At 61.2% G+C, this 25620-nt stretch carries 20 protein-coding genes; 10 read left to right on the top strand and 10 right to left on the bottom strand.

Annotation, left to right across the window (positions count from 1 at the left end):
- The first annotated feature begins 213 nt into the window (after positions 1-213).
- Positions 214-1419, top strand: a complete 1206-nt coding sequence (gene zigA, locus V3W27_RS01220) for a zinc metallochaperone GTPase ZigA (protein ID WP_330205754.1) — start codon at positions 214-216, stop codon at positions 1417-1419.
- Positions 1419-2069, top strand: coding sequence for a DUF1826 domain-containing protein (locus V3W27_RS01225; RefSeq protein WP_330205755.1), 651 nt, complete (start codon positions 1419-1421; stop codon positions 2067-2069). The genes zigA and V3W27_RS01225 overlap by 1 nt, the downstream gene beginning before the upstream one ends.
- 4 nt (positions 2070-2073) lie before the next feature.
- Here V3W27_RS01225 and V3W27_RS01230 read toward each other — a convergent pair whose 3' ends face one another.
- A complete protein-coding gene (locus tag V3W27_RS01230; RefSeq protein WP_096795431.1) occupies positions 2074-2430 on the bottom strand; it encodes an NADH:ubiquinone oxidoreductase in 357 nt (118 codons plus the stop codon).
- Positions 2431-2458: 28 nt separating this feature from the next.
- Between V3W27_RS01230 and V3W27_RS01235 the strand changes: the two genes are divergently transcribed.
- A complete protein-coding gene (locus V3W27_RS01235) occupies positions 2459-3430 on the top strand; it encodes a CobW family GTP-binding protein (protein WP_330205756.1) in 972 nt (323 codons plus the stop codon).
- A gap of 1 nt (position 3431) precedes the next feature.
- Here V3W27_RS01235 and V3W27_RS01240 read toward each other — a convergent pair whose 3' ends face one another.
- Positions 3432-3845: a DUF3301 domain-containing protein gene (locus V3W27_RS01240; protein WP_025112628.1), complete on the bottom strand. Its 414-nt coding sequence runs from the start codon at positions 3843-3845 to the stop codon at positions 3432-3434.
- Positions 3846-3962: 117 nt separating this feature from the next.
- Here V3W27_RS01240 and pdxY point away from each other — a divergent pair, with 117 nt between their 5' ends.
- Entirely contained in the window at positions 3963-4835 is an 873-nt protein-coding gene (gene pdxY, locus V3W27_RS01245; RefSeq protein WP_027610337.1) for a pyridoxal kinase PdxY, read from the top strand.
- A gap of 135 nt (positions 4836-4970) precedes the next feature.
- Here pdxY and V3W27_RS01250 read toward each other — a convergent pair whose 3' ends face one another.
- Positions 4971-5453, bottom strand: coding sequence for an acyl-CoA thioesterase (locus V3W27_RS01250; protein WP_041073853.1), 483 nt, complete (start codon positions 5451-5453; stop codon positions 4971-4973).
- Positions 5454-5735: 282 nt separating this feature from the next.
- On the opposite strand from V3W27_RS01250, the gene V3W27_RS01255 reads away from it, so the two are divergent.
- The gene (locus V3W27_RS01255; protein WP_097089419.1) at positions 5736-7499 is read left to right on the top strand and encodes a cation:proton antiporter; all 1764 of its coding nucleotides are present in this window, start codon (positions 5736-5738) and stop codon (positions 7497-7499) included.
- A gap of 21 nt (positions 7500-7520) precedes the next feature.
- Here the strand turns inward: V3W27_RS01255 and V3W27_RS01260 are convergent, their stop codons facing one another.
- The 4 genes from V3W27_RS01260 to uvrD form a co-directional block, all read right to left on the bottom strand.
- Entirely contained in the window at positions 7521-7928 is a 408-nt protein-coding gene (locus tag V3W27_RS01260; protein WP_024164487.1) for an SMI1/KNR4 family protein, read from the bottom strand.
- A gap of 137 nt (positions 7929-8065) precedes the next feature.
- Positions 8066-8941 carry a Tim44 domain-containing protein gene (locus V3W27_RS01265; protein WP_007962237.1) on the bottom strand — a complete coding sequence of 292 codons (876 nt, stop codon included), beginning with the start codon at positions 8939-8941 and terminating at the stop codon, positions 8066-8068.
- A 176-nt stretch (positions 8942-9117) separates the two neighbouring features.
- Positions 9118-9558 (bottom strand): EamA family transporter, encoded by a 441-nt coding sequence (locus tag V3W27_RS01270; RefSeq protein ID WP_027610340.1) that lies wholly within the window; start codon positions 9556-9558, stop codon positions 9118-9120.
- Positions 9559-9699: 141 nt separating this feature from the next.
- Positions 9700-11883 carry a DNA helicase II gene (gene uvrD, locus V3W27_RS01275; RefSeq protein ID WP_098966360.1) on the bottom strand — a complete coding sequence of 728 codons (2184 nt, stop codon included), beginning with the start codon at positions 11881-11883 and terminating at the stop codon, positions 9700-9702.
- A gap of 201 nt (positions 11884-12084) precedes the next feature.
- On the opposite strand from uvrD, the gene V3W27_RS01280 reads away from it, so the two are divergent.
- The 3 genes from V3W27_RS01280 to V3W27_RS01290 all read left to right on the top strand — a co-directional run bounded on the left by V3W27_RS01280 (position 12085) and on the right by V3W27_RS01290 (position 16460).
- Positions 12085-15015 carry an EAL domain-containing protein gene (locus V3W27_RS01280; RefSeq protein ID WP_330205757.1) on the top strand — a complete coding sequence of 977 codons (2931 nt, stop codon included), beginning with the start codon at positions 12085-12087 and terminating at the stop codon, positions 15013-15015.
- Between the two features lie 127 nt (positions 15016-15142).
- Complete coding sequence (hexR, locus tag V3W27_RS01285) at positions 15143-16009, top strand: transcriptional regulator HexR (protein ID WP_007962240.1); 867 nt, start codon at positions 15143-15145, stop codon at positions 16007-16009.
- 238 nt (positions 16010-16247) lie between these two features.
- Positions 16248-16460: a PA3496 family putative envelope integrity protein gene (locus tag V3W27_RS01290; protein ID WP_095137820.1), complete on the top strand. Its 213-nt coding sequence runs from the start codon at positions 16248-16250 to the stop codon at positions 16458-16460.
- On the opposite strand, the gene V3W27_RS01295 is transcribed toward V3W27_RS01290, so the two are convergent.
- On the bottom strand, positions 16402-17364 hold the full coding sequence (locus V3W27_RS01295) for a LysR family transcriptional regulator (protein WP_097089426.1): 963 nt from the start codon (positions 17362-17364) through the stop codon (positions 16402-16404). The two genes, V3W27_RS01290 and V3W27_RS01295, sit on opposite strands and share 59 nt — an antisense overlap.
- A gap of 190 nt (positions 17365-17554) precedes the next feature.
- On the opposite strand from V3W27_RS01295, the gene V3W27_RS01300 reads away from it, so the two are divergent.
- Together V3W27_RS01300 and oadA are read left to right on the top strand one after the other, a co-directional pair.
- Positions 17555-18970, top strand: a complete 1416-nt coding sequence (locus V3W27_RS01300; protein WP_027610345.1) for an acetyl-CoA carboxylase biotin carboxylase subunit — start codon at positions 17555-17557, stop codon at positions 18968-18970.
- An 11-nt stretch (positions 18971-18981) separates the two neighbouring features.
- On the top strand, positions 18982-20790 hold the full coding sequence (gene oadA / locus V3W27_RS01305) for a sodium-extruding oxaloacetate decarboxylase subunit alpha (protein WP_007962245.1): 1809 nt from the start codon (positions 18982-18984) through the stop codon (positions 20788-20790).
- Between the two features lie 131 nt (positions 20791-20921).
- Here the strand turns inward: oadA and V3W27_RS01310 are convergent, their stop codons facing one another.
- Together V3W27_RS01310 and V3W27_RS01315 are read right to left on the bottom strand one after the other, a co-directional pair.
- A complete protein-coding gene (locus V3W27_RS01310) occupies positions 20922-21959 on the bottom strand; it encodes an autotransporter outer membrane beta-barrel domain-containing protein (protein WP_330205758.1) in 1038 nt (345 codons plus the stop codon).
- A gap of 631 nt (positions 21960-22590) precedes the next feature.
- The gene (locus tag V3W27_RS01315) at positions 22591-25548 is read right to left on the bottom strand and encodes an autotransporter outer membrane beta-barrel domain-containing protein (RefSeq protein ID WP_330205759.1); all 2958 of its coding nucleotides are present in this window, start codon (positions 25546-25548) and stop codon (positions 22591-22593) included.
- Positions 25549-25620: the final 72 nt, after the last annotated feature.

The following is a 25620-nucleotide window of genomic DNA, read 5'->3' on the forward strand; positions in this document are numbered from 1 at the left end:
TTCCAGCGCTTTATCGGTTTGGGCAAGAGCGGGGCTGGCTTATTTATATAGTTATACTATAACATAAATTTGAATTGAGCCTGAGCTCGCCGATTGCAAGCGTCTGCTTCTGCCAAAGCGCTGTTTTGAAGCCCAAGAACGCGGTGCGCTACGCCAAAACACGCCAAAACACGCCAAAACGCACATCGGCCACAACCTGATGAGGATTATCCAATGTCATCTCCACTTCCCGTGACCGTTCTATCGGGCTTTCTCGGCGCCGGAAAAAGTACACTTTTGAATTACGTACTACGTAATCGAGAAGGTTTGCGCGTTGCGGTCATCGTTAACGATATGAGCGAAATCAACATTGATGGCAGCGAAGTCCAGCGCGATGTCAGCCTTAACCGTGCGGAAGAAAAGCTGGTGGAGATGAGTAACGGTTGTATCTGCTGTACGTTACGCGAAGACTTGCTCGAAGAAGTAAGCAAACTCGCCCGCGAAGGAAGATTCGATTACCTGCTCATCGAATCCACCGGAATTTCCGAACCACTGCCGGTCGCCGAGACGTTTACCTTCCGCGATGAGCAGGGCCAGAGCCTTGCTGACGTCGCGCGGCTCGACACCATGGTGACGGTAGTCGACGGCGTGAATTTCCTCCTCGACTATCAGGCTGCCGAGAGCCTCGCGTCCCGAGGCGAGGCCCTGGGCGATGAAGATGAACGCTCGATCACCGATCTGCTGATCGAACAAATCGAGTTCGCCGATGTACTGCTGATCAGCAAGATCGACCTCATCAGCCGCCAGGAGCGCGAAGAGCTGATGGCCATCCTCAAACGCCTCAACGCCGAGGCGGAAATCATCCCGATGGTGATGGGCGAGGTGCCGCTGGAGCAGATCCTCAACACCGGGCGTTTCGATTTCGAGAAAGCCGCTCAGGCCCCTGGCTGGTTGCAGGAATTGCGCGGTGAGCACGTGCCGGAAACCACGGAATACGGCATCGCCTCGACGGCCTACCGCGCACGCCGGCCGTTCCATCCGCAGCGCTTTTTCGACTTCATCGATCGCCCATGGCCGAACGGCAAACTGCTGCGCTCCAAAGGCTTCTTCTGGCTCGCCAGCAAACCCAGCGACGCAGGCAGTTGGTCGCAGGCCGGCGGTTTGATGCGCCATGGTTTCGCCGGTCGCTGGTGGCGTTTCGTGCCGAAAAACCAATGGCCGCAGGATCAGGAAAGTACCGCAGCGATCATGGAGAACTGGACACCGAGCGTTGGAGATTGTCGTCAGGAGCTGGTATTCATCGGCCAGAACATCGACTTCGTACAGCTCAAGTCGGAGCTCGACGCCTGCCTGCTGACTGATGAAGAAATGGCCATTGGCGCAGATGGTTGGCGCAGGCTGCCGGACCCGTTCGGCCCTTGGCACGAAGAGGCCGCCTGATGCTTGCGCTCAAACTGCAGCAAAACCGGGCGCGCCATCAGCATCAGGGGGTGACGCCGAAAACGCTGACGCGAATCCTCGAAGACGACGTCAATCTCGCGGTCTGGCAGCGCCAACTGCCGCTGCACATCGCCGATTTCGCAGAGTTGCTGCTGTCGCTCAACGAGCCTTTGGCGGAATCACTGTGCATCGAATTGCCGAATGAAGACGCCGACCCTGATCTGCAAGGACTGGCCGCCGGGTTCCGTGATCTGCAAGGCTACGAGGGCTTCATCACGGACCTGCAATGGCTGGTGAGTGCCTTCGCCTGTCTGCTGGGCGCTCGCCGCATCGGTTTGCGCCTGCGGGTGTTGGACAAAGCCATGTGCCCACGCTTCCATGTCGATCATGTGCCGGTGCGCTTGATTACAACCTACGGCGGGATCGGCAGTCAGTGGCTCAAGGAAGGCGTGATGGATCGCGAGCAATTGGGCCAGGCAAACGCTGAGCCACACGGCATGAGCCAAATCCAGCAACTCAAGCGTGGTGATGTGGCGCTATTGAAAGGCGAGAAGTGGCACGGCAATGAAGGCTACGGTCTGATTCATCGCTCCCCGCAACCGGCGCCGGGTGAGCGACGTCTGCTGCTGACCCTCGACTGGCTCGGCTGACGGCTCAAGGTTTGAGCCACTTGCCCTGGCTCTGGCCTTCGCAGTACGGCTGCAAATACGCCGCGTCGGAGGCGACGCCGTAATAGTGGATATCCTGGCGATAGGGCATATTGGCGACTTGCGCGTTGCTGCACACGCCGAACGCGCCGCTCGGGCATTGATCGACGTACTGCACCTCGACTTTCTGCCCGGCCAGGGTCGGTTGGCAGAAGCCGTCGCTGAACAGCTTCTCGGGAATATTGCGGTTCTGCTGGCAGACTTTGACGTCGAGTCGCTCGCCCTGGCTGTGTACCACGCAAGCCTGGGCCCATGCTTCGCTCGACAGCAGCATCAACAGCAACGACCATCCCATCCAACGCATGTCCAATCCCCTCAGAAAACGCCCAGTCATGTTGCAGAACATTCCTACCCATGTCATCGCCGGCCCTTTGGGCGCCGGCAAGACCAGCCTGATTCGCCAGCTCATGGCCCAACGGCCGGATGGCGAGCGATGGGCGGTGCTGATCAACGAGTTCGGTCAGATCGGCCTCGATGCTGCGTTACTGACCCGCGACGCCGATGGTATCGCACTGGGCGAAGTCGCCGGAGGGTGTCTGTGTTGCGTGAATGGAGCGCCGTTTCAGATCGGCCTCGGCCGTTTGCTGCGCAAGGCCAGGCCGGATCGGCTGCTCATCGAGCCGTCCGGACTGGGCCATCCGGCGCAGTTGCTCAAGCAGTTAGGCGAGGCGCCGTGGTTGGGTGTGCTGGCGCTGCAGCCCTGTGTGTTAGTGCTGGATGCCCAGGCGCTGGCCGCCGGGAAAGCCTTGCCGCCCGCTCAGCAGGAGGCTTTGGGCAGCGCCGGTCTGCTGTTGCTGAACAAGGCAGAAAGTCTGGATGAGGCTGTGCGGCAGACCATCGCCGAGCGTTTGCCGGCAGTCAAACTGATCTGGACGCAGCAGGCGCAACTGTCTTTACGCGAGTTGCCGGGTGTCACGGCGCAAGCAATGGCGGGTGTGGATAACCTCGTCGTGCCGCAGGGGGCGGGACCGATTCCGGCGCTCTGGAGTGACCCGGCATCGCCGATCTGCCTGAGTCAGGCACAGGAGGGCGGTTGGAGCATCGGCTGGCGTTGGCACCCTGGACAGACGTTCGATACGCAACGTCTGAGCCAATGGCTGCAGAGCCTGGACTGGCGGCGGGCCAAACTGGTTATCCACAGCGCCGAGGGCTGGGTGTCGGCCAATGCGGTGGATAACGCCGAACTGGATTGGCAACCGAGTGAGTGGCGACGGGATTCACGTATAGAGCTGATCTTTGCCGATGCACAACGTATCGATGCTTTGCAGTCAGGCCTGACGCAATGCCGGGTGCAGGCGGGTTAGCTCAAGGCTTCCACTTGTTATGTTCCTGCCGCCACTGGCTCAGTTCGATTACTTCGGCCCGTGGGCGGGTAACTTCGACCACCGGCGGCGTATCGTCGAACGGCGCCGGGTAGGGCGCCAGTTCGATCTGTGCGCTGTGCGCGCCAAACTGGGTAATGGTGCCGTTGTGCCGGGTTTCGCCGGTCACGGTGAACTCGAAGTTATAGACCCGGGCCAGGCGCCGCCGCCCGCTGGCATCCTTGATCAAACCGATTTTTTTCAACGCGACGTTACCGTCCAGCAGTTCGACGCCGACGTTGATGCAATGCTGCTTGACCCGCTCCAGCGCCCGCTCGCGCAAGCCGTGGTTGTGCCATAACCATGCGCCGGCAGCGGCGAACAGCATCAGCACGAAGATGTTTTCGAGGGTCAGCATCAACAGGAAACTCCAAAAGATAAGCTCAGCTTAACTGCGTCGCCGGTCTGTCGTACAGGCTGTGTTTCATCGCATACTGCGCGGCTTGAATTTCAATCGTTTTACGGAATAACCCGAATGAAACGTACGCCTCATCTGCTCGCCATTCAGTCCCATGTGGTCTTCGGCCACGCCGGCAACAGCGCCGCCGTGTTTCCGATGCAGCGGGTCGGGGTGAATGTCTGGCCGCTCAACACCGTGCAGTTTTCCAATCACACCCAGTACGGGCAGTGGGCCGGTGAAGTGCTGGCGCCGCACCAGATCCCCGAACTGGTCGAAGGCATTGCCGCCATTGGCGAGCTGGGCAACTGCGACGCCGTGCTTTCCGGTTATCTGGGCAGCGCGGCGCAGGGCCGGGCGATTCTCAGTGGCGTCGAGCGCATCAAGTCGGTCAATCCGAAGGCGTTGTACCTGTGCGACCCGGTGATGGGCCATCCGGAGAAGGGCTGCAGTGTGCCGGCAGAAGTCAGCGATTTCCTGCTGGAGGAAGCCGCTGCGGTGGCGGACATCATGTGCCCGAACCAACTGGAGCTGGACAGCTTCTCCGGGCGCAAGCCGCAGTCGCTGTTCGATTGCCTGGCGATGGCTCGGGCGTTGCTGGCACGTGGGCCGAAAGCGGTGCTGGTCAAGCATCTGGATTATCCGGGCAAGCCGGCGGACGGTTTCGAGATGTTGTTGGTGACCGCTGATGAAAGCTGGCACCTGCGCCGTCCGCTGCTGGCGTTTCCGCGTCAGCCAGTGGGTGTCGGCGATCTGACGTCCGGGCTGTTCCTCGCGCGGGTGCTGCTCGGTGACAGCCTGGTGGCGGCGTTCGAATTCACCGCAGCGGCGGTGCATGAAGTGCTGCTGGAGACCCAGGCCTGCGCCAGTTACGAGCTGCAACTGGTGCGAGCGCAGGACCGGATTGCGCATCCGCGGGTGAAGTTCGAGGCGACGGCGATCAGTCTGTAAGACCGCATTACGTCCATTCGCGAGCAAGCCCGCTCCCACGTTCGACTGCATTCCCATGGGAGGACTGCGATTCAATGTGGGAGCGGGCTTGCTCGCGAAGGCGATCTGTAAAGCGACATCATTCCAAAGGGCTGATCAGGCGTCGCCCTTGATCTCCTGATAGCGCTTTTCCAGCTCCTGGCGAATCTGCCGGCGCTGCTGCGCCTGCATGTAGCGACGCTTGTCTTCGCTGTTCTGCGGTTGCAGCGGCGGCACGGGGGCCGGTTTGCGCTGGTCATCCACCGCAACCATGGTGAAGAAGCAGCTGTTGGTGTGGCGCACCGAGCGCTCGCGGATGTTCTCGGTCACCACTTTGATGCCGACCTCCATCGAGGTGTTGCCGGTGTAGTTGACCGACGCGAGGAAGGTCACCAGTTCGCCGACATGGATCGGCTCGCGGAAAATCACCTGATCCACCGACAGCGTTACCACGTAACGGCCGGCATAGCGGCTCGCGCAGGCGTAGGCCACTTCGTCGAGGTATTTGAGCAGGGTACCGCCGTGGACATTGCCAGAGAAGTTGGCCATGTCGGGGGTCATCAGTACCGTCATCGACAGTTGGGCGTTTCCGGGTTCCATAACGTTCTCACGGATCAAGGCTGGATGGCTGGACGCACCTCTGCGGGTGCCTGGTGGCTTTTTCAAAAGCACCGTTATCGGGACGCCAGACGACTGGCTGCCGTCACGCCGCGACCGATCTGTTTCCTTATATTGCACCGCCTTCCAGCCGGAAGTCGCGGTGTTAACCTGCAAAAGGCCCTGCCCAAGGGCAATTCCTACACGAAAAGCGGATTTTTACCCAACTCGCTCAGACCTTTCTGATGTCTGACGGCGGGTCACGTCATACAAGGAGCCCACACCATGCATGCCATCAGCTTTATTCAGGACCTGGCAGTGATCATGTTGGTCGCAGGTGTGGTCACCGTGCTGTTTCACCGCTTCAAGCAGCCGGTGGTGCTCGGTTACATCGTCGCCGGTTTCATCATCGGCCCGCACACACCGCCGTTCGGCCTGATCCACGACGAAGAAACCATCAAGACCCTCGCCGAGCTGGGGGTGATTTTCCTGATGTTCTGCCTCGGGCTGGAATTCAGTCTGCGCAAGTTGTTCAAGGTTGGCGCCACGGCGTTTATCGCGGCATTCCTCGAAATCGTCCTGATGATCTGGATCGGCTACGAGATCGGTCGCTGGTTCGACTGGAACACCATGGACTCGCTGTTCCTCGGCGCAATCCTCGCCATCTCCTCAACCACCATCATCGTCAAGGCGCTCAACGACCTGAAGATGAAGAACGAGCGCTTTGCGCAACTGATCTTCGGCGTACTGATCGTCGAGGACATCCTCGGCATTGGCATCATCGCCTTGCTGTCGAGCATCGCAGTCAGCGGCACGGTCAGCTCCGGCGAAGTGTTCTCCACGGTCGGCAAACTGTCGCTGTTCATGATCGTCGCGCTGGTGGTCGGCATTCTGCTGGTGCCGCGTCTGCTGGCGTATGTCGCCAAATTCGAAAGCAACGAGATGCTGCTGATTACCGTGCTGGGCTTGTGTTTCGGCTTCTGCCTGCTGGTGGTCAAGCTCGAATACAGCATGGTGCTCGGCGCCTTCCTGATCGGCGCGATCATGGCCGAGTCGCGGCAGTTGCTGAAGATCGAACGGCTGATCGAGCCGGTTCGCGACCTGTTCAGTGCAATCTTCTTCGTCGCCATCGGCCTGATGCTCGATCCGATGATCCTGCTGCAATACGCGTGGCCGATTGCAGTAATTACCGTGGCGGTGGTGCTCGGCAAGATGTTGTCCTGCGGCCTCGGGGCGTTTATCGCCGGCAATGACGGACGCACCTCACTGCGTGTGGGGATGGGGCTGTCACAGATTGGCGAATTTTCCTTCATCATCGCCGCGCTCGGGATGACGCTGCAGGTCACCAGCAACTTTCTTTATCCCGTTGCGGTGGCGGTTTCGGTGATCACCACGCTGCTGACGCCGTATCTGATCCGTGCGGCCGATCCGCTGTCGATCAAGCTCTCGGCAGCGGTGCCCAAGCGTCTGGGCCGGGTGTTCGGCATGTATGGCGAATGGCTGCGCAGCATTCAACCGCAAGGCGAGGGCGCGATGCTGGCGGCGATGATCCGGCGGATCCTGTTGCAGGTCGGGGTCAATCTGGCGCTGGTGATCGCGATCTTCTTCAGCGGCGCGTTCTTCGCCGGACGGTTGTCGGTGTGGATGCAGGACTGGATCACTGACCCGAGCTGGCAGAAGGCGTTGATCTGGGGCGGGGCACTGCTGCTGTCGCTGCCGTTCCTGATTGCGGCGTATCGCAAGCTCAAGGCGTTGTCGATGCTGTTGGCGGAGATGGGTGTGAAGCCGGAGATGGCCGGGCGTCACACGCAGCGAGTGCGTCGGGTGATCTCCGAAGTGATCCCGATCCTCTCGCTGCTGGTGATCTTCCTGCTGTTGGCAGCCTTGTCGGCCAGTATTCTGCCGACCAACAAGTTGCTGGTGCTGGTCGCCGTGGTCGCGGCCGCCGTGGCGGCGCTGCTCTGGCGCTGGTTCATCCGCGTGCACACGCGGATGCAGGTGGCCCTGCTGGAAACCCTCGACAACCACAAGGAGTCGTCGGGGCACTGACCGACCCGGGCGTCTGGCGAATCAGCTCTCCAGCCAGACATCCCGCGCCCAATGCCACACCGATTCCCAGGACTCTTCGGTGATCAGCTCTTCTTCGCCGGACCACAGCACCACGGTGCCGTCTTCTTCGACGCAGTAGTAGTTGTCGCCGTCCTGGCAGATCGGGATCAGGTCGCGCGGTACGCCAGCGTCCCAGGCATTGGCCGCGACATCCGGCAAGTAGGTGTGTGATTGCGGGTCGGTGACGGTCACCGGCTCGAGGCTGCCGTACACCACGTCGCTGACGGTCAGCAGAAACTCTTTGAAGACGAACGGGATGTTGATGAAGAGTTCTTCTTCGATCTCCACCAATTGGTCTTCGTCGGGCAACTCCAGGGGAACCGGTACGGGTTCGTTGGCTTCGCGCAGTTGTTCGATGATTTCTTCCACGTCCGGGATCCTCTTGCTTGAATGGCGCGGTTTATATGGGCCGGTTTATACAGTAGCTCGCTATAGATGCAACCGTGAAATAGAAAACCCCGGCCGAGGCCGGGGTTTTTATTACCACATGCGTAACGCGATGGGGATCAGCCGTTCTGGCGGATACCGGCCACCAGCCAAGGCTGGTTTTCGCCCTGTGGACGTTCCATGTTCCAGCTTTCGCTGAACACTTCGCCCTGGTCGAAACGCGAGGTCTTCGACACGCCGCTGAAGGTCAGGGTGGCGATGGTCTTGTCGGCACGATCATCCACGCCGTCCAGCTGCACCTGCAGGTTGTCGATGTAGGTCGACTGGAAGCCGTCGCCCAGGTCCGCACGCTCACGCTTGAGGAAGTCGAGCATTTGCGGGGTCACGAACTCGGCGATCTTGTCCATTTCGTTGGCGTCCCAGTGCTGCTGCAGCGACTGGAAGTGGCTGCGCGCAGCGGCAAGGAAGTTCTGCTCGTTGAACCAGGCCGGTGCGTTGATCACCGGACGAGCGGCAACCGGCGCGGCCGAACCACCGAAGATCGAACCCATGGCGGCAGGCTTCTGCTCGAACACTTCACGCTGCATCGGCGCGCCGGCCGGAGCCAGGTGCTCCTGCTGCTTGCGTCGACGCGCAGCGATGAAGCGGAAGATCACGAACGCGATCACGGCCATGATCAGGATGTCGAAGATCTGCATGCCCTGGAAGCCGCCGCCCATGAACATGGACGCGAGCAAGCCACCGGCGGCGATACCGGCCAGAGGGCCAAGCCATTTCGAAGCGCCGCCAGCCTTGGCCGCGGCACCGGCAGCGCCGGCAGCACCAGCGGTCGCTGCTGCGCCGCCCATGCCTGGGGAAGAAGGAGCCATCTGGCTGGTCTGGTGCGTCGGCGCAGCGCCGGCGCTTTTGCCACCACCAAAGCGCTTGGCGTTGGCGTCGAGGCTCATCGTCAGGCCGATGCACAACGCCATGGCGATGCTAAGAAAACGTTTCATAAAGGGAATTCCCGTTTGTGGAGACACGCGCGCCATGTTGCACAGCTGAAGTGTTACTGGCTAGCGAGAGAGTGTTTCGGGCTTTTGCCTGACAGCTTAGGTTCAGCTCCATCGAAGCAATAAGGCCATGTACTTTTGTCTGTAGGAAAATGGGATAGGTTCAGCGGGAAACCTGCTTATCGACGCAACGCCAGCATTACCACACCGGCGGTGATCAGGCCGATGCCGCCCCATTGGCGCAGGTCGAGTTTCTCGCCCAGCAGGATCACGCCGAGCACCGCCACCAGTACCACGCTGAGCTTGTCCACTGGCGCGACTAGCGAAGCCGGGCCGACTTTCAGCGCGCGGAAGTAACACAGCCACGATGCGCCGGTACCCAGGCCAGATAACAGCAGGAACAAGTAGCTCTTGGCGGAAATTGATCCCAATGACTGATATTGGCCCGTCGCGTACAAAATCAAGGCCAGGCTGACCAGGACCACGATGGTGCGCAGCAGGGTAGCGAAGTCGGAATTGACGTTTTCGATGCCGATCTTGGCGAAGATCGCCGTCAGCGCGGCAAAAGTTGCCGAGAGCAGGGCCCAGAATGTCCAGGAAGAGAAGAAGCCTGAGCCCATGCAAATATCCTTGTTAGATCATCCAACGCCGACCCCTGTGGGAGCGAGCCTGCTCGCGAAAGCCACACTGCGGTTTATCAGATCAACCACGGTGATGTCATTCGCGAGCAGGCTCGCTCCCACGGAAAAGCGAAACCGGCGTCAGATCGCTTCCAGCTTGGCGTATCCCAGCATCAGCCACTTGCTGCCTTCGCTGAAGTTCACCTGCACCCGCGCCTGCGCGCCGGAACCTTCGAAGTTGAGGATCACGCCGTCGCCGAAGATCGAATGTCGTACCGCCTGACCGAGGCTGAAGCCGGTTTCCGGGATCTCGCTACCGCTGAACAGGTTGCTGCCGCTCATCGACTGGTTGCCGCCGAACGGACGGCTGACGCTGTTCGACAGGCGCACTTCCTGAATCAGACCCTTCGGCACTTCACGGACGAAACGCGAGACCTTGTTGTAGGTTTCGCTGCCGTACAGGCGCCGGGTTTCAGCATAGGTCATCACCAGATTCTGCATGGCACGGGTGATGCCCACATAGGCCAGGCGGCGCTCTTCTTCAAGGCGACCCGGTTCTTCCAGGCTCATCTTGTGCGGGAACAGGCCTTCTTCCATGCCCACCAGGAACACGTAAGGGAATTCCAGGCCTTTGGCGCTGTGCAAGGTCATCAGCTGAATGCTGTCTTCGTGCTCGTCGGCTTGAGTGTCGCCGGCTTCCAGCGACGCGTGGCCAAGGAATGCCGCCAGTGGCGTCAGCTCTTCGTCGTCTTCGGTGTTTTCGAAGTTGCGCGCGGCGCTGACCAGTTCCTCAAGGTTTTCCACCCGGGCCTGGCCTTTCTCGCCTTTTTCCGCTTCGTGATAGGCGATCAGTCCCGATTGCTCGATGACGGTCTGGGTCATCAAGTGCAGCGGCATCTCCATGCACTTGGCGGCAAGGTTCTCGATCAGCTCGATAAACGCACCCAAGGCGCCGGCAGCACGACCGGTCAGGCCTTTATTGGCGACCAGTTGGCGCATCGCTTCCCACATCGACACATCGCTGTGGCGTGCATGGTCGCGGATCGCTTCGACGGTTTTCTCGCCAATGCCACGGGCCGGGACGTTGATCACCCGCTCCAGCGCGGCGTCGTTGCCACGGCCTTCGAGCAAGCGTAGGTAAGCCATGGCGTTCTTGATTTCCGCGCGTTCGAAGAAGCGCTGGCCGCCATAGATGCGGTACGGAATGCGCTCGCGCAGCAAGGCTTCTTCGAGAACGCGCGATTGGGCGTTGGAGCGGTAGAGAATCGCGATATCGCTCCGAGCCAGGCCGGTTTTCAGCGCGCTTTCGATGGTTTCGACAACGTAGCGTGCTTCGTCGTGTTCGTTGAACGCGGCGTACAGGTTGATCGCTTCACCATCGCCACCGTCGGTCCACAGCTCTTTGCCGAGACGTCCGGTGTTGTTGGCGATCAGGGCGTTGGCCGCCTTGAGGATGCCGGCGGTGGAGCGGTAGTTCTGCTCGAGACGAATGGTCACCGAGTCCGGGAAGTCGGACGAGTACTGATGAATGTTCTCGATTTTCGCCCCGCGCCAGCCGTAGATCGACTGGTCGTCGTCGCCGACCACCATCAGGCTGTCGCCGCCCTTGCCCAATAGGCGCAACCAGGCGTACTGCACGGCGTTGGTGTCCTGGAACTCGTCGACGAGGATATGACGGAAGCGCTTCTGATAGTGCGCCAGCAGACCCGGGTGATCACGCCACAAGTCGAGGGCGCGTAGCAGCAGTTCGGAGAAGTCGATGACGCCGGCGCGCTGGCAGGCCGCCTCGTAAGCTTCGTAAATGCCGCGCATGGTCGCCAGGTACAGGTCGCCGCTGGCCTGAATGTGTTGCGGACGCAGACCTTCGTCTTTCTGCCCGTTGATGAACCACTGGGCCTGACGGGCCGGCCAGCGTTGTTCGTCCAGCCCCAGCTCGCGGATCACCCGCTTGACCAGCCGCTGCTGGTCGTCGCTGTCGAGAATCTGGAACGTCTGGCTCAAACCGGCTTCCTGCCAGTGCGCCCGCAGCAAGCGGTGCGCCAGGCCGTGGAAGGTGCCGACCCACATGCCGGCCGGGTTGATACCCAGCAACTGCTCGATGCGATGACGCATCTCGGCAGCGGCCTTGTTGGTGAAGGTCACCGACAGAATGGAGTGGGGCGAGGCGTTTTCGACCTGGATCAACCAGGCGATACGGTGCACCAGCACTCGGGTTTTACCGGAACCGGCACCGGCCAGGACCAACTGACGGCCAACGGGGGCTGCTACGGCCTGGCGTTGGGCATCGTTGAGGGAGTTCAGCAGAAGGGAGAGATCATCGCGCATCGGGGCATTCTAGGGTGCGCCGCAGGCCCGGGCAAACCGAGCTTAGCATTAGCCGATGAAAGTGCCGCCGATGACGACCGGTCGGTCACTGGCTACAGGCTTCGGCCCGCCTCCCTCTGCGGGTTTTGCCGGTGATCGGACGGCGGAAAGTTTCCGGCAAATTATGATCTGGAGCAGTTTGGCAACGGGGTTGGCTTGTGTATGCTCCGTCCACGTTTCGGGCCCATGCTCACTCTTATAAGAACAACAACATTGCACAAGACCCTCAGCTCAGACCTGTCGGGCCCCTCTGTGGAACCCCGGGTCATCCGCAAGCATTACGCCGTCGAAATGGCGGTCGAACGCACGCGCCTGCTGTATCAGGGCTCGCTGCTGCCGACGATGTTCATGTTACTCAATGGTCTGGTCTGCGCCGCTTTGCTCTGGAGCCCGCAGCGCTATTTCGTGGTCAGCATCTGGCTGGTCTGGTTGTTGTCGCTGGTGGCACTGCGGGTGATTCAGGTCGCGGCGTTCGATTCGGCGATCCCGGACCGTCAGGCTCAGCCGATCTGGTTTCGCATGTTCCTGCTCGGCTCGACCATGACCGGTCTGACCCTGGCCGGTGCCGGCATCGCCCTGGTGCCCGCCGACAACTTCATGCAGCAAGCCTGGGTGTTCGGCCTGATCGGTGCCGCGACGTTATCGGCCAGCGTTGCCTACGCCGTCAGCCTGCCGGCGTTTCTGTCCTTTACCTTGCCGTGCCTGCTGCCGGCGATCGGCTACCTGTTCTGGGGCGGTGATGAGCAGGCGCGCGGTTGGGGCTGGCTTGGGCTGATTCTGCTCGGTTCGCTGAGCGTGGTCGCCTGGCAGGTCAATCGGCTGATTGATCGCGGCTTGCTGCGGCGCTTTCAGAATCAGCACTTGATCGAACACCTGCAGCAAGCGCAGAACCGCAGCGAGCAGCTCAATCAGGCGCTGGCCAAGGAGATCGAACAGCGGCGCTGTGCCGAGGGCCAATTGCGTGAAGCACAGATCGAGCTGGAAGATCGCGTGGCCCAGCGCAGCCGCGAGCTGGACGTGGCCAATCAGGCGCTGAGCAAAAGCGAAGCCCGGCTGGCCCTGGCGTTGAAGGCCAGTGAGCTGGGGCTGTGGGACTGGAATCTGCAGACCGACGAAGTCCATCACACGCAGATTCAGGAGTTGTTCGGCCTCGCGCCTGAATACGTCACGGCGATCCTGCGCGACCTCAAGCCACGCCTGCACCCGGAGGATGTGCCAGGGCTCAAGCAGGCGCTGATCGAACACCTGAAAGGGCGCACCGAGGACTATCAGATCGAATACCGCGTACGTCACGGCGACGGTCATTGGGTGTGGATCGAAGACCGCGGTCGCGCCGTGGAGCGCAGTGACAGTGGGCGGGTGATCCGCATGGTCGGCACCCGGCGCGACATCAGCGCGAGCAAAAGCCTCGAAGAACAGCAGCGACTGGCGGCCACGGTGTTCGAAGCGGCCAGCGAAGGTATCGTCATTCTTGATCCGAACTACGCCTTGATCGCGATCAATCAGGCGTTCAGCCGCGTCACCGGTTATGACATCGAAGACATGCTCGGGCGCAATGTCGTCGAGCTGCCGTGCAGCCGCGACGCCCGCCGGCATTACGTTTCGATCCGCCACGCGCTGGAGCAGCACGGCAGTTGGCAGGGCGAACTGGTGGAAACCCGCAAGAACGGCGAGCTGTATCCGCAGTGGCTGCAACTCAACGCGGTGCGCGACAGTCGAGGAAATGTCAGCCATATCGTCGGCTTCTTCGCCGATCTATCGGCGCGGCGCGAATCAGAAGAGCGCATGCGCTTCTTGGCGCATTACGATGAGCTGACCGGGCTGGCCAATCGCTCGCTGTTCCGCGAACGCCTGCACGAAGCCCATCAGCGCGTGCGTCAGGGCGGGCGCCGCAGTCTGGCGCTGCTGCACATCAATCTCGATCGCTTCAAGCTGCTCAACGACAGCCTCGGCCACGAGGTGGCGGATCAGTTGTTGCAGAAAATGGCCCGGCGGCTGGTGAGCGCCTTGCCGGAAGCCGACACCATCGCCCGATTGTCCGGTGACGAGTTTGCCGTGCTGTTCGATGCCTACGGCAACCTGTCGAGCCTGGCGCGGGTCGCTACGCGGCTGTCGAGCAAGCTGCGTCTGCCGCTGACGGTCGAAGGGCATGAACTGGTGGTCAGTGCCTCGATGGGCATCAGCATGCTGCCGGACAACGCCCGGGAAATCTCTGCGCTGGTCAGTCAGTCGAACATGGCCATGCAACACGCCAAGCATCTGGGCGGCAACAATTTCCAGTTCTACACCGACAGCCTGCAGGCCAGCACCCTTGAGCGCCTGCAACTGGAAAACCAGCTGCGCAAAGCCATCGAAGACAAGCAGCTCAAGGTGTTCTACCAGCCGAAGCTGTGTCTGCAAACCGGGCGCCTGAATGCGGCGGAAGCGCTGGTGCGCTGGGATCATCCAAGCATGGGCCGGGTGCCGCCGGGGGACTTCATTGGTTTGGCCGAGGAAACCGGACTGATCGGCCCGATCGGCGAATTTGTACTGCGCCAGGCCTGCTGGCAGGCGTGCGAGTGGCAGCGGCAAGGGCTGGAGCCGATTCGGGTATCGGTGAACCTGTCGGTGCATCAACTGCGTCAGGGCAAACTGGTCAGTCTGGTGCGCCAGGTGCTGGAGGAAACCGGGCTGGCGCCGCACTACCTCGAACTGGAACTCACCGAGAGCCAGTTGCTCGACAGCGTCGAACACATCATCGCGACCTTCCAGCAGTTGCGCGATCTGGGGGTGAAGCTGGCAATCGATGATTTCGGCACCGGCTATTCGTCGCTGAGTTACCTCAAGCGAATTCCGGTGGATTACGTGAAGATCGATCAGGCATTCATTCGCGGGCTGGGGCAGGGCAGTGAGGATGCGGCGATCACCCGGGCGATCATCGCCATGGCGCACGGGCTGTCGTTGAAAGTGGTGGCTGAAGGCGTCGAGCGGCAAGAACAGCTGGAATTTTTACGTGCTGAACGCTGCGACGAAGTGCAGGGGTATCTGATCAGTCGCCCGGTGGAGGCTGAGCGTCTGGCTGGGCTTTTGCGCGAACAGGGAAATCCGCTTTAAGGGCTACATGCACTCCATCGCGCCTGATACGGGGACATGGAGTTACGCATTGAGCAGGCAAAAAGCCAATTCATGTAGTATAACTACAAGCGTGCTACATCCTTGCCCATAAGAAGAGTCCAGCCCATTGAATCTGCTGCAACACATCGCCCAGTCACGTCACCTGTTACGCAAGTCGGAGCTCAAGGTCGCCGACCACGTGCTGCTTGACCCTGCGGCGGTGATGCACAGTTCCATGGCCGACCTGGCCCACAGCGTCGGTATCAGCGAGCCGACCATCGTGCGTTTTTGCCGGGCCATCGGCTGCTCCGGGTTTCAGGATCTCAAGCTGAAACTGGCGCAAAGCCTGGCCGCCGGTGCCAGCTTCGGCCAGTTCGCGATCCATGAGGACGACTCGGTCGCCGACTACAGCCTGAAAATTTTCGACACCACCCTGCACACCCTGATGGAGGTTCGCGAGAAGCTCGATCCGGTGGAATTGCAGCGCGCGGTGACGCTTATGTCTCAGGCGCAGCGTGTCGAGTTCTATGGCTTTGGTGCGTCGGGCGCGGTGGCGGCGGATGCGCAGCACAAGTTCTTCCGTTTGCTGCTGACCGCGGCGGCGTATTCCGACCCGCACATGCAGGCGATGTCGGCGGTGACGTTGAAGCCGACCGACGTGGCGATCTGCATTTCCCAGTCCGGGCGCTCCAAGGATCTGCTGATCACCGCCAACCTGGTGCGCGAGAGCGGCGCATCGTTGATCACCCTGTGCCCGAGCCAGACACCGCTGGCTGAGCTGTCGACCGTCAACCTGGCGATCGATGTGCACGAAGACACCGAAATCTATACACCGCTGACCTCGCGCATCGCCCATCTGGTGGTGATCGACGTGCTGGCGATGGGCGTGGCCATGGCGCGCGGGCCGAGTCTGGTCAACCACCTGAAGAGCGTGAAGCGCAGCCTGCGCAGCTTGCGGCTATCCCCCAAGGCCGTGAAAGCCCTGGATGACTGAAGTCATCTAAGGTCGTTCCGACCTTAATCGCGAGCAGGCTCGCTCCCACATTTGATCTCGGTGTGACACAAAATTTGTGCTCACAGAAGATCCACTGTGGGAGCGAGCCTGCTCGCGAAGGCGTCCTCAATAGCACCGCACTTTTCAAAACTTTCATCGCACTGTCATCCCCGCGCAGCCAAACCGTCATCCCTCCCGCCTATCGTGAAACTCCCGTACTCGCCTTGGGAGACTCGAAATGGCTCAGCCCTACGAAGAACGCAACAGCGCCGCGAAAACCCGTCGTCAGCAGGAAGACCAGCGCCGCATGGAATTCCGTCGCGCGATCGAAGATCGCTTCGAACTCCGTCAGCTTCAGGCTGAAATCGGTGGTTTTCCCGAGGAACTCGAACTTAATCACTGGCAGGCAGCGCCCGCAGCTTCCCGTCGAAGCGTTCAACCAGCGCGCTGATCTGCACCCGTTCGCTGCGGATAAACGCCAGGAAGGCGTGCGCCACCGGTGACAGGCGTTTGGCCTTGGCTTGCACCAGGCACCAGCTGCGAAACAGCGGCAACTCTTCGACCGGCAGCTCGACCAGGCCGCCGGTCGCCAGCTCCAGGTTTAGGGCGTGGCGCGTCAACAGCGCCAGGCCCAGACCCGCCACCACGCATTCGCGCTGGGCTTCGGCCGAGGCCACTTCCTGAGTCTGGGTGAAGTGCACGCGTTTCTCCTTGAAATACTCTTCACAGGCCAGTCGCGTGCCCGAACCGGGTTCGCGGATCAGCAGTGTGTAAGGCTCAAGATCCTGCAGGCGCAGCGGCCCCATGTGTGCCAACGGATGGTCCGGACGCGCGACAGCGACAATCGGATTATTGAGAAACGGCAGGAACTCCAGGCCCATGTCCTGCGGCACCATCGACATGATCACCAGATCATCGCGGTTGTCCGAGAGGCGGCGGATCACCTGACCGCGGTTGACCACGGTCAGTTGCAGGTTCACTTCCGGATGCTGGCGCTTGAACGCGGCGAACAGGTGCGGCACGAAGTATTTGGCGCTGGATTCCACGGCCAGTTTCAACTGGCCCTGCAGCGAGCCCTGCATGTCCGACAGCTGCATGTCGAGGTTTTCCAGGCGCCCGAAGATGTCCCGGCTGGCACGCTGCAGGGCTTCGGCGGCCTCGGTCATGTAGAGTTTTTTGCCGACATAATCGAATAATGGTTGCCCGATCAGCTCTTCCAGCTGACGAATCTGTAGGCTGACGGCCGGTTGTGTCAGAGACATTTCATCGGCTGCGCGGCTGTAGGAACGTAAATCACACACTTCGTTGAAAATCTGCAATTGTCGTAATGTCATACGCATCAAGGACTTACGCATTTTTTATGGGCTCTGACGGCAGGCTGATGGTTTAACTATAAGTCTTTGCTTATGCCTGACCCAATTTTTATTCATTTTTGTTAATCCCTTGTGAGGGCTAGTGTGGGGCTGCGACTAAATTGAAACATTTAGTCACGCGTCGACCTGGGTCTAGCAGGTCGTGGTGCCACCGGCTCAAGGGAATTTCCAAGTGATAAAAAAGATCCTGATCGCCAACCGTGGTGAGATTGCCGTACGAATCGTGCGGGCCTGCGCCGAGATGGGCATTCGCTCGGTAGCGATTTTTTCCGACGCCGACCGCCATGCCTTGCATGTGAAGCGTGCGGACGAAGCCCACAGCATCGGTGCCGAGCCACTGGCCGGTTACCTCAACCCGCGCAAGCTGGTGAACCTGGCGGTGGAAACCGGTTGCGATGCCTTGCACCCCGGTTACGGCTTCCTGTCGGAAAACGCTGAGCTGGCAGACATCTGCGCCGAACGCGGAATCAAATTCATCGGCCCGTCGGCAGAAGTCATTCGCCGCATGGGCGACAAGACCGAAGCCCGGCGCAGCATGATCAAGGCCGGTGTGCCGGTCACCCCGGGCACCGAAGGCAACGTGTCGGGTATCGAAGAAGCCCTGACCGAGGGCGACCGCATCGGTTACCCGGTGATGCTCAAGGCCACCTCCGGTGGTGGCGGGCGCGGCATTCGTCGCTGCAACAGCCGCGAAGAACTCGAGCAGAACTTCCCTCGGGTGATCTCCGAAGCGACCAAGGCTTTCGGTTCGGCGGAAGTGTTCCTGGAAAAATGCATCGTTAACCCGAAACACATCGAGGCGCAGATCCTCGGCGACAGCTTCGGCAACGTCGTGCACTTGTTCGAGCGTGACTGCTCGATCCAGCGCCGCAACCAGAAGCTCATCGAAATCGCCCCGAGCCCGCAACTGACCCCGGAACAGCGCGCCTACATCGGCGACCTTTCGGTGCGTGCGGCCAAGGCTGTGGGCTACGAGAACGCCGGCACCGTGGAGTTCCTGCTCGCCGAGGGCGAGGTGTACTTCATGGAGATGAACACCCGGGTGCAGGTGGAACACACCATCACCGAAGAAATCACCGGGATCGATATCGTCCGCGAACAGATCCGCATCGCCTCCGGCCTGCCGCTGTCGGTGAAGCAGGAAGACATTCAGCATCGTGGTTTCGCGTTGCAGTTCCGCATCAACGCCGAAGACCCGAAAAACAACTTCCTGCCGAGCTTCGGCAAGATCACTCGTTACTACGCCCCTGGCGGCCCGGGCGTGCGCACTGATACAGCGATCTACACCGGTTACACCATTCCGCCGTTCTACGACTCGATGTGCCTGAAACTGGTGGTCTGGGCGTTGACCTGGGAAGAGGCAATGGACCGTGGCTTGCGGGCGCTGGACGATATGCGACTGCAAGGCGTGAAGACCACCGCCGCGTACTACCAGGAAATCCTGCGCAACCCGGAATTCCGTAGCGGCCAGTTCAATACCAGCTTCGTGGAAAGCCACCCGGAACTGACCAACTACTCGATCAAGCGCAAACCCGAAGAGCTGGCCCTGGCCATCGCCGCCGCCATCGCCGCCCACGCAGGCCTGTGAGGAAAACAACAATGTCCAAGAAAATTTTCGTAACCGACACCATCCTGCGCGACGCTCACCAATCGCTGCTCGCCACTCGCATGCGCACCGAAGACATGCTGCCGATCTGCGACAAGCTCGACAAAGTCGGCTACTGGTCGCTGGAGTGCTGGGGCGGCGCGACGTTCGACGCCTGCGTGCGCTTTCTGAAAGAAGACCCGTGGGAGCGCCTGCGCCAACTGCGCGCCGCGCTGCCCAACACCCGTCTGCAAATGCTTCTGCGCGGGCAGAACCTGCTCGGCTATCGCCACTACAGCGACGACGTGGTTAAAGCTTTCGTCGCCAAGGCTGCGGTCAACGGCATCGACGTGTTCCGCATCTTCGACGCGATGAACGACGTGCGTAACCTGCGCGTGGCCATCGAAGCGGTGAAGGCTGCTGGCAAACACGCCCAGGGCACCATCGCTTATACCACCAGCCCGGTGCACACCATCGACGCGTTTGTGGCGCAAGCCAAGCAGATGGAAGCCATGGGTTGCGACTCGGTGGCGATCAAGGACATGGCCGGTCTGCTCACGCCATACGCCACCGGTGAACTGGTCCGTGCGTTGAAAGCCGAGCAGTCGCTGCCGGTGTTCATCCATTCGCATGACACGGCGGGTCTGGCGGCGATGTGCCAATTGAAGGCCATCGAAAACGGTGCCGATCACATTGATACCGCGATCTCCAGCTTCGCCTCGGGCACCAGCCATCCAGGCACCGAGTCGATGGTCGCAGCGCTCAAGGGCACCGAGTACGACACCGGTCTGAACCTGGAGCTGCTGCAGGAAATCGGTCTGTACTTCTACGCCGTGCGCAAGAAGTACCACCAGTTCGAAAGCGAGTTCACCGCCGTCGATACCCGCGTGCAAGTCAACCAGGTACCGGGCGGGATGATCTCCAACCTCGCCAACCAACTGAAAGAGCAGGGCGCACTGAACCGCATGGCCGAAGTGCTGGCGGAAATCCCGCGGGTGCGTGAAGACCTTGGTTTCCCGCCACTGGTGACCCCGACTTCGCAGATCGTCGGCACCCAGGCGTTCTTCAACGTGCTGGCCGGCGAGCGTTACAAGACCATCACCAACGAAGTGAAGCTGTACCTGCAGGGCGGTTACGGCAAAGCGCCGGGCGTGGTTAACGAAAAACTGCGTCGTCAGGCCATCGGCAGCGAAGAGGTGATCGACGTACGTCCGGCCGATCTGCTCAAGCCGGAGATGACCAAGCTGCGTGCCGACATTGGCGCACTGGCCAAGTCTGAAGAAGACGTGCTGACTTTCGCCATGTTCCCGGACATCGGCCGCAAATTCCTCGAAGAGCGTGCCGCCGGCACCCTCGTTCCGGAAGTGCTGTTGCCGATCCCTGAGGCCGGCGGTGTGGCGAAGGCCGGTGGCGAAGGCGTACCGACCGAGTTTGTCATCGACGTCCACGGCGAAACCTACCGCGTCGACATCACCGGTGTCGGCGTGAAGGCCGAAGGCAAGCGTCACTTCTACCTGTCCATCGATGGCATGCCGGAAGAAGTGGTGTTCGAACCGCTCAACGAATTTGTCGGCGGTGGCAGCAGCAAACGCAAACAAGCATCGGCACCGGGCCACGTCAGCACCACCATGCCGGGCAACATCGTCGATGTGCTGGTCAAGGAAGGCGACACCGTCAAGGCCGGTCAGGCGGTGCTGATCACCGAAGCGATGAAGATGGAAACCGAAGTCCAGGCAGCGATTGCCGGCAAGGTCACCGCCATCCATGTGGCCAAGGGCGACCGGGTGAATCCTGGCGAAATCCTGATCGAGATCGAAGGCTGAGATAACTGCCGCGATTCAACGTTTTAAACCTCGGGGGGGCATGTGCTCCCCTTTTTTTTCGCCTGCAATATGCTGTTCTTTGTAGGGGCTGCCGCAGGCCCGGGCCTGCGGCAGCTACACGTCGCTTTGTGTCAGAACGCCATGCGCCACTGGCCCATCACGCCGTAACTGCGGCTGTCGCTACCGGCCTCGCCAGTGAGCCCAACGCCCAGAGTGTTACGGGCGGACAGGGTCAGATCCAGACCGGCGTCCAGCGTGAAGCTGTTGCGATCCATCTCGGCCCCGGCGACTGCAAAGCTTTTGCCACCCTTGACCAGTTGCTGGCGCGTTTCGTTATCGAGCTCGCCGTAGGTATGTTTCACGCTGGCGCTGAGACGTGGCGTCAACTGCATGCCGTTGGCCAGGTGACTGGTTTTCGCCAGGCGCAGGCCGACGGTGCTGCTCGGGTTCGCCCGGGTCTGCCCCTGAACCTTGAGCGCCGCATCGCCACCTTTCTCGGTGTAACCATCACGCTGGTAGCGTTGATAACCGACGCTGGCGAACGGTTCGAAGCTGACGTTGCCACGTCCCAGGTTGTAGCCGACTTCGGCAAACACCTGCTGGGTGCTGGCGTCATAGCTGCTCTTGAGGCGATCACTGAAACCATTGAAGGCAACGCGACGTTTGCCACTGCCGTCATGACTGCCGTACGAGGCGCCCAGGCTCAGGGCGAACGGGCCGTCCTGTCGCTGGGCGTAGGCGCCGAGGTACCAACTGTCGAGATCGCCGTCGAACTGCCGGGCATCGAAGCGGCTTTGCGCTTTTGCGCCCATCAGGCCGACATGCCACTGTTCGTCGAATTGCCAGTCGGCCCCCAGGACCAAACCGTGGGTGGAGTGTTTGAGGGCACTGTCGTAATCACGATCGACCTTGCCGCCATGTCCCAGAGCTTGCAGCCAGACTCGCCCGGGATCATCAGCTTTACGATTGTCCAGCTGATGCATCGCCGAGAGCATGCTGGTGCTGACCGGAGCGGCGCTGCTCAGAGTGGCTTTGGCGAGGTTGGCGTTGCTGCCGGCGGCAAGTTGTTCGAGTGCCAGACTCGCTGTTGGTGTGCTGGCGTCGAGCAGGGCGCTGATGGCGGTATTTGATGGCGAGGCAGGCGTTACGGGCTGCGCTGGTTGGGGCAATGTCTCAGGCTCTTGCGGTTGCTGCGGTTGCTGCGGTTGCTGCGGTGGAACGGAATTTTCTTCAAGGCTTTTTGCGAGTTTCTGAGCATTCGTGCTGTTTGCCAGATGCTCCAGAGGCCTGTCTTGCAAAGGCTCAACCGGCATCTCTTGATCGGGTGTCCGATGCTCTGCATTGCTGGAAGAGCTGCTCGCCAATGGTTGGATGGCAGTTTGGGCTGGACTTGGATTGATAACTTCTTCAATCGTGGGGAGGCCGCCCGACTCGACGGGCGGCTTTGGCTTTGTTTTACGCGGCTTTTTGGGCTTGGGTTCTACTGCAGTTTCGACGACCGGAATCTCCGGCTGTTGGGCGATGGAAACGTTGCTCCATCCGATTGCCAGTGCAATCGCCACGGCGAGTTGGAGGGGGCGAAGCTGGTAGTGTCCGGGCATGAGTCGGGCCTCTCTGGATAGGAGACCCCACTCTATTTTTGCTGCAAAAAATCCGATGTCGGCTGCTTCTCGCAGCCTTGCAGGCGACATCGGAGCTTCACCGTAGAAAAGGATCGCAAGTCCTGCGATCGGTGGTTTTACACGAACCCGGCGGGGCCTTTTCCTACACCAGATCCAGACGCCGCCGGCTGTTCAACGATCAGAAACTCATCTGCCACTGCCCGATCAACCCGTGATTGCGACTGTTGCTGCCGATCTCGCCGCTGTAGCCGACACTCAATGTATGCCGTGCGGAGATCCCCAGATCCAGCCCGGCTTCGAGCATCAGGCTGTCGCGATCCAGCGAACTGCCATCGACATTGAATGCGCTGCCGCCGACCACAAATGCCTGACGCGTAGAGCTGCTGACATCGCCGTAGGTGTGTTTCCAGCCAGCGGCCATGCGTGGGGTCAGGCTCATGCCGTTGTCGAGGCTGCTCAGATGCGCCAGGCGCAGGCCGAAGGTGCTGCTGAAGTTGTCCTGGCTCTGGCTGTCGACGTCGAGTGCGGCGGCGCCACCTTTTTCCTGGTAGCGGTCGCGGTGGTAGCTCTGGTAGCCGAGGCTGGCGAACGGCTCGGCGCTGAGGCGACCGCTGCCCATGGTGTAGCCGAGTTCGGCGAAGGCTTGCTGGCTGTCGGCGTCGTAATCGCCTTTGGGCCGATCACTGAAACCATTGAACGCCACCGTGCGTTTGCTTTCGCCCTGATGGCCACTGTAGGCGGCGCCGAGGCGCAGGGAGTACGGGCCGCTCTGACGCAGTGCGTAGACGCCGGCGTGCCAGCTCTCGACGTTGCCATCGACGCCGGTCGCGTCCAGATCAGTCTTTGAATAACCGCCGAGTACGCCGAGGCGCCACTGCGGATTCAGTGCCCAGTCGGCACCCAGTACGCTGCCCTTGGTGCGTTGCTCCAGGCCGTTGTTGCCGTGCTCGCCGTCGAGCTTGCCGTAGCCGCCGATGGCTTGCAGCCACAGGCGTCCGCGCGCGTTCGGGTCATTCAGATTGCGCGCTTCCGACGGTACGCCGTTGGCCGCCAGCACCGGGGTGTCGCGTTGATCAACGCCAACCATCAACCCCGGGCTGCCGCCCATTTGCTGCATCGCCGACAGCATGCTGTTGCCCACCTGACTGCTGGCGCCGAGCGTGGCGCTGGTCAGGTTGGCGTTGCTGGCGCCGGCCAGTTGCTCGATCGCCGCGCCGGCCGTGCTTTGGGTGGTGTTGAGCAAGGCGTTGTACAGCGCGTTGTTCTTGCCCATCGTGGCCAGGCTGTTGGCCGCGTTGCTGCCGTTGCCGGTCGCCGCGAACTGATTGAAGGCCACGTCATTGCGGGTGTAGGTCAGGTCGACTTGTGTCGGTGTATAGGCCAGCGTCGGCGTGAGGAACGCGTAGTGGCTGGTGACGTTGCCGAAGGTGCCGTTGACGTTGGCGGCTTGCAGCACGGTGTAATGGCTCTGCCACGGATAAGTGCCGCTGCCGGGGTTCACCGCCAGGGTCGCACCGTTGAGGCTGGCGGTGCCGCCGACCTGAACCGGGGCGCTGCTGCCATCGGCGTTGACGCCGTAGACGAGGGTCGAGCCGCTGCCCATATTCAAGTCATGGACGATGGTTGCGCGACCCAGGCCGGTGTCGGTACGCAGCGTGCCGTTGACGTTGAGATTGCCCACCGAGCCGCCACCGGCATACACACCGCCGGCGTCTACGGTCAGGCTGCCGGCAATGCCGCCCTGGTTGACCAGGGTCGCGCCATTGCGCACCGCGCCGCCATCGCTGAAATCGCCGCTGCCGGTGAGTGTCCACGCACCTTGCCTGACCTCCAGCCATTCGAAATTGCGGCTGGCGCCGAAGCTGCCGCCCGCCGCATCGTCCATCACCACCCGGTCGTACCCGCTGCCGCCATCGACCACGCCGACGAAGCGACTGCCGTTGCGCAGGGTCAGGCTGTCGTTGCCGCCACCGAGGTCGAGTGCCAGGCCGTTGCTGCCGCTGATGGTGCCGCCGTTGATCACGTTGTCGGCGAATTCGCCGACGAACTTCACGCCGAAGCCGTCGAGGCCTTGAATGGTGCCGTAGTTCTCCAGCGTGGTGGCTGCCAGCCCCGAACCACCGCTGCCGTCGTCCACCAGAATCGCGCTGTTGGCGCCGCTGATCAGTGCGTTGCTCGCGTTGAGAATGTAGCCGCCGCCGAGGGCGATGCCTTCGCTGCCGTTGGCGAATCCGCCCTTGTCCACGCCACCCGCACCGACGCCCTGAATGGTGCCGTAGTTTTCGATGTGGGCGATCTTGTCGATGTCCACGCCATCACCGTCACCGTTCGCCTGCAAGCCTGAGTAAGCACCGGTGATGGTGCCGTGGTTGATCACCGTACCATCGCCGTCGGAACCGAATCCGGAACCATTGCGTCCGGTGATCTGCCCATAGTTGACCAGCGTCGCACCGAGGTCGGTGGTGATGCCATGGCGGCCGCCGGAAATCACCCCGTAGTTGGTCACGCTGACACCGCTGGCCGAGTCGATGTCGACGCCATCGAACTTCTCATCGGCGTTGTGCGAGTCGCCGGTGGAGATCTCACCGTAGTTGGTAATCGTCGCGTTGGCGCCGGTCTTCATGCCGTCGCTGGCATCGCCACGAATCAGTCCGCCAGCGCGGTTGATGAGGGTGGTTTTGACCCCGTTGCTGCGCAGCGCATCGAGGTCCAGGCCTTGGCCGGTGGTCGAGCGAATCACGCCGCTGTTGTCGATCAACAGACTGCCGCTGACGAAGTTACTGTCTATACGCAAGGCGTCATTGGCGCCGAGAATCTGCCCGCCGCTGCGGTTGAAGATCTGGTAATTACGCGCCTGGGTCAGGTCACCACTGCTGTCGATGGCCCGGCCACCGCTGGAAACGATTTTCCCGGCGTTATCGATGACCACACCGGCGCCACTGGTGCCGTCCTTCAGGCTCACCGCCTTGCCGCTGTTGGTGATGCTGCCCGGTGCCGAGATCGTCAGCGTGTCACTGCCGCCAAGGGTTTGCGCGGCAGTAGTGGCAGTGTCGATCTGCACGGTCTTGCCGTGGGCGGTGCCGGCGGTGATCAGCAGAACGGCAGCGAGGGACAAGCGCTGAGGCGGGAAGGTCATGGGTGGAGGGCCTTTTTGTTATAAGCGGGCCGTCCTGTATAGCGATGGGGTTTTACAAAATGATGTCGGAAG

Source organism: Pseudomonas sp. AM14(2022), from assembly GCF_036346455.1.
Taxonomy (GTDB): domain Bacteria; phylum Pseudomonadota; class Gammaproteobacteria; order Pseudomonadales; family Pseudomonadaceae; genus Aquipseudomonas; species Aquipseudomonas putida_A.

Coding starts and splice junctions, on each gene's coding strand:
- V3W27_RS01265 (WP_007962237.1), bottom strand. CDS start 8,941: ATGAAACGTTTTCTTAGCATCGCCATGGCGTTGTGCATCGGCCTGACG.
- zigA (WP_330205754.1), top strand. CDS start 214: ATGTCATCTCCACTTCCCGTGACCGTTCTATCGGGCTTTCTCGGCGCC.
- V3W27_RS01295 (WP_097089426.1), bottom strand. CDS start 17,364: ATGCGTAAGTCCTTGATGCGTATGACATTACGACAATTGCAGATTTTC.
- V3W27_RS01255 (WP_097089419.1), top strand. CDS start 5,736: ATGCATGCCATCAGCTTTATTCAGGACCTGGCAGTGATCATGTTGGTC.
- V3W27_RS01240 (WP_025112628.1), bottom strand. CDS start 3,845: ATGCTGACCCTCGAAAACATCTTCGTGCTGATGCTGTTCGCCGCTGCC.
- V3W27_RS01225 (WP_330205755.1), top strand. CDS start 1,419: ATGCTTGCGCTCAAACTGCAGCAAAACCGGGCGCGCCATCAGCATCAG.
- V3W27_RS01280 (WP_330205757.1), top strand. CDS start 12,085: ATGCTCCGTCCACGTTTCGGGCCCATGCTCACTCTTATAAGAACAACA.
- V3W27_RS01235 (WP_330205756.1), top strand. CDS start 2,459: ATGTTGCAGAACATTCCTACCCATGTCATCGCCGGCCCTTTGGGCGCC.
- V3W27_RS01315 (WP_330205759.1), bottom strand. CDS start 25,548: ATGACCTTCCCGCCTCAGCGCTTGTCCCTCGCTGCCGTTCTGCTGATC.
- V3W27_RS01270 (WP_027610340.1), bottom strand. CDS start 9,558: ATGGGCTCAGGCTTCTTCTCTTCCTGGACATTCTGGGCCCTGCTCTCG.
- pdxY (WP_027610337.1), top strand. CDS start 3,963: ATGAAACGTACGCCTCATCTGCTCGCCATTCAGTCCCATGTGGTCTTC.
- V3W27_RS01230 (WP_096795431.1), bottom strand. CDS start 2,430: ATGCGTTGGATGGGATGGTCGTTGCTGTTGATGCTGCTGTCGAGCGAA.
- uvrD (WP_098966360.1), bottom strand. CDS start 11,883: ATGCGCGATGATCTCTCCCTTCTGCTGAACTCCCTCAACGATGCCCAA.
- V3W27_RS01250 (WP_041073853.1), bottom strand. CDS start 5,453: ATGGAACCCGGAAACGCCCAACTGTCGATGACGGTACTGATGACCCCC.
- oadA (WP_007962245.1), top strand. CDS start 18,982: ATGTCCAAGAAAATTTTCGTAACCGACACCATCCTGCGCGACGCTCAC.
- V3W27_RS01290 (WP_095137820.1), top strand. CDS start 16,248: ATGGCTCAGCCCTACGAAGAACGCAACAGCGCCGCGAAAACCCGTCGT.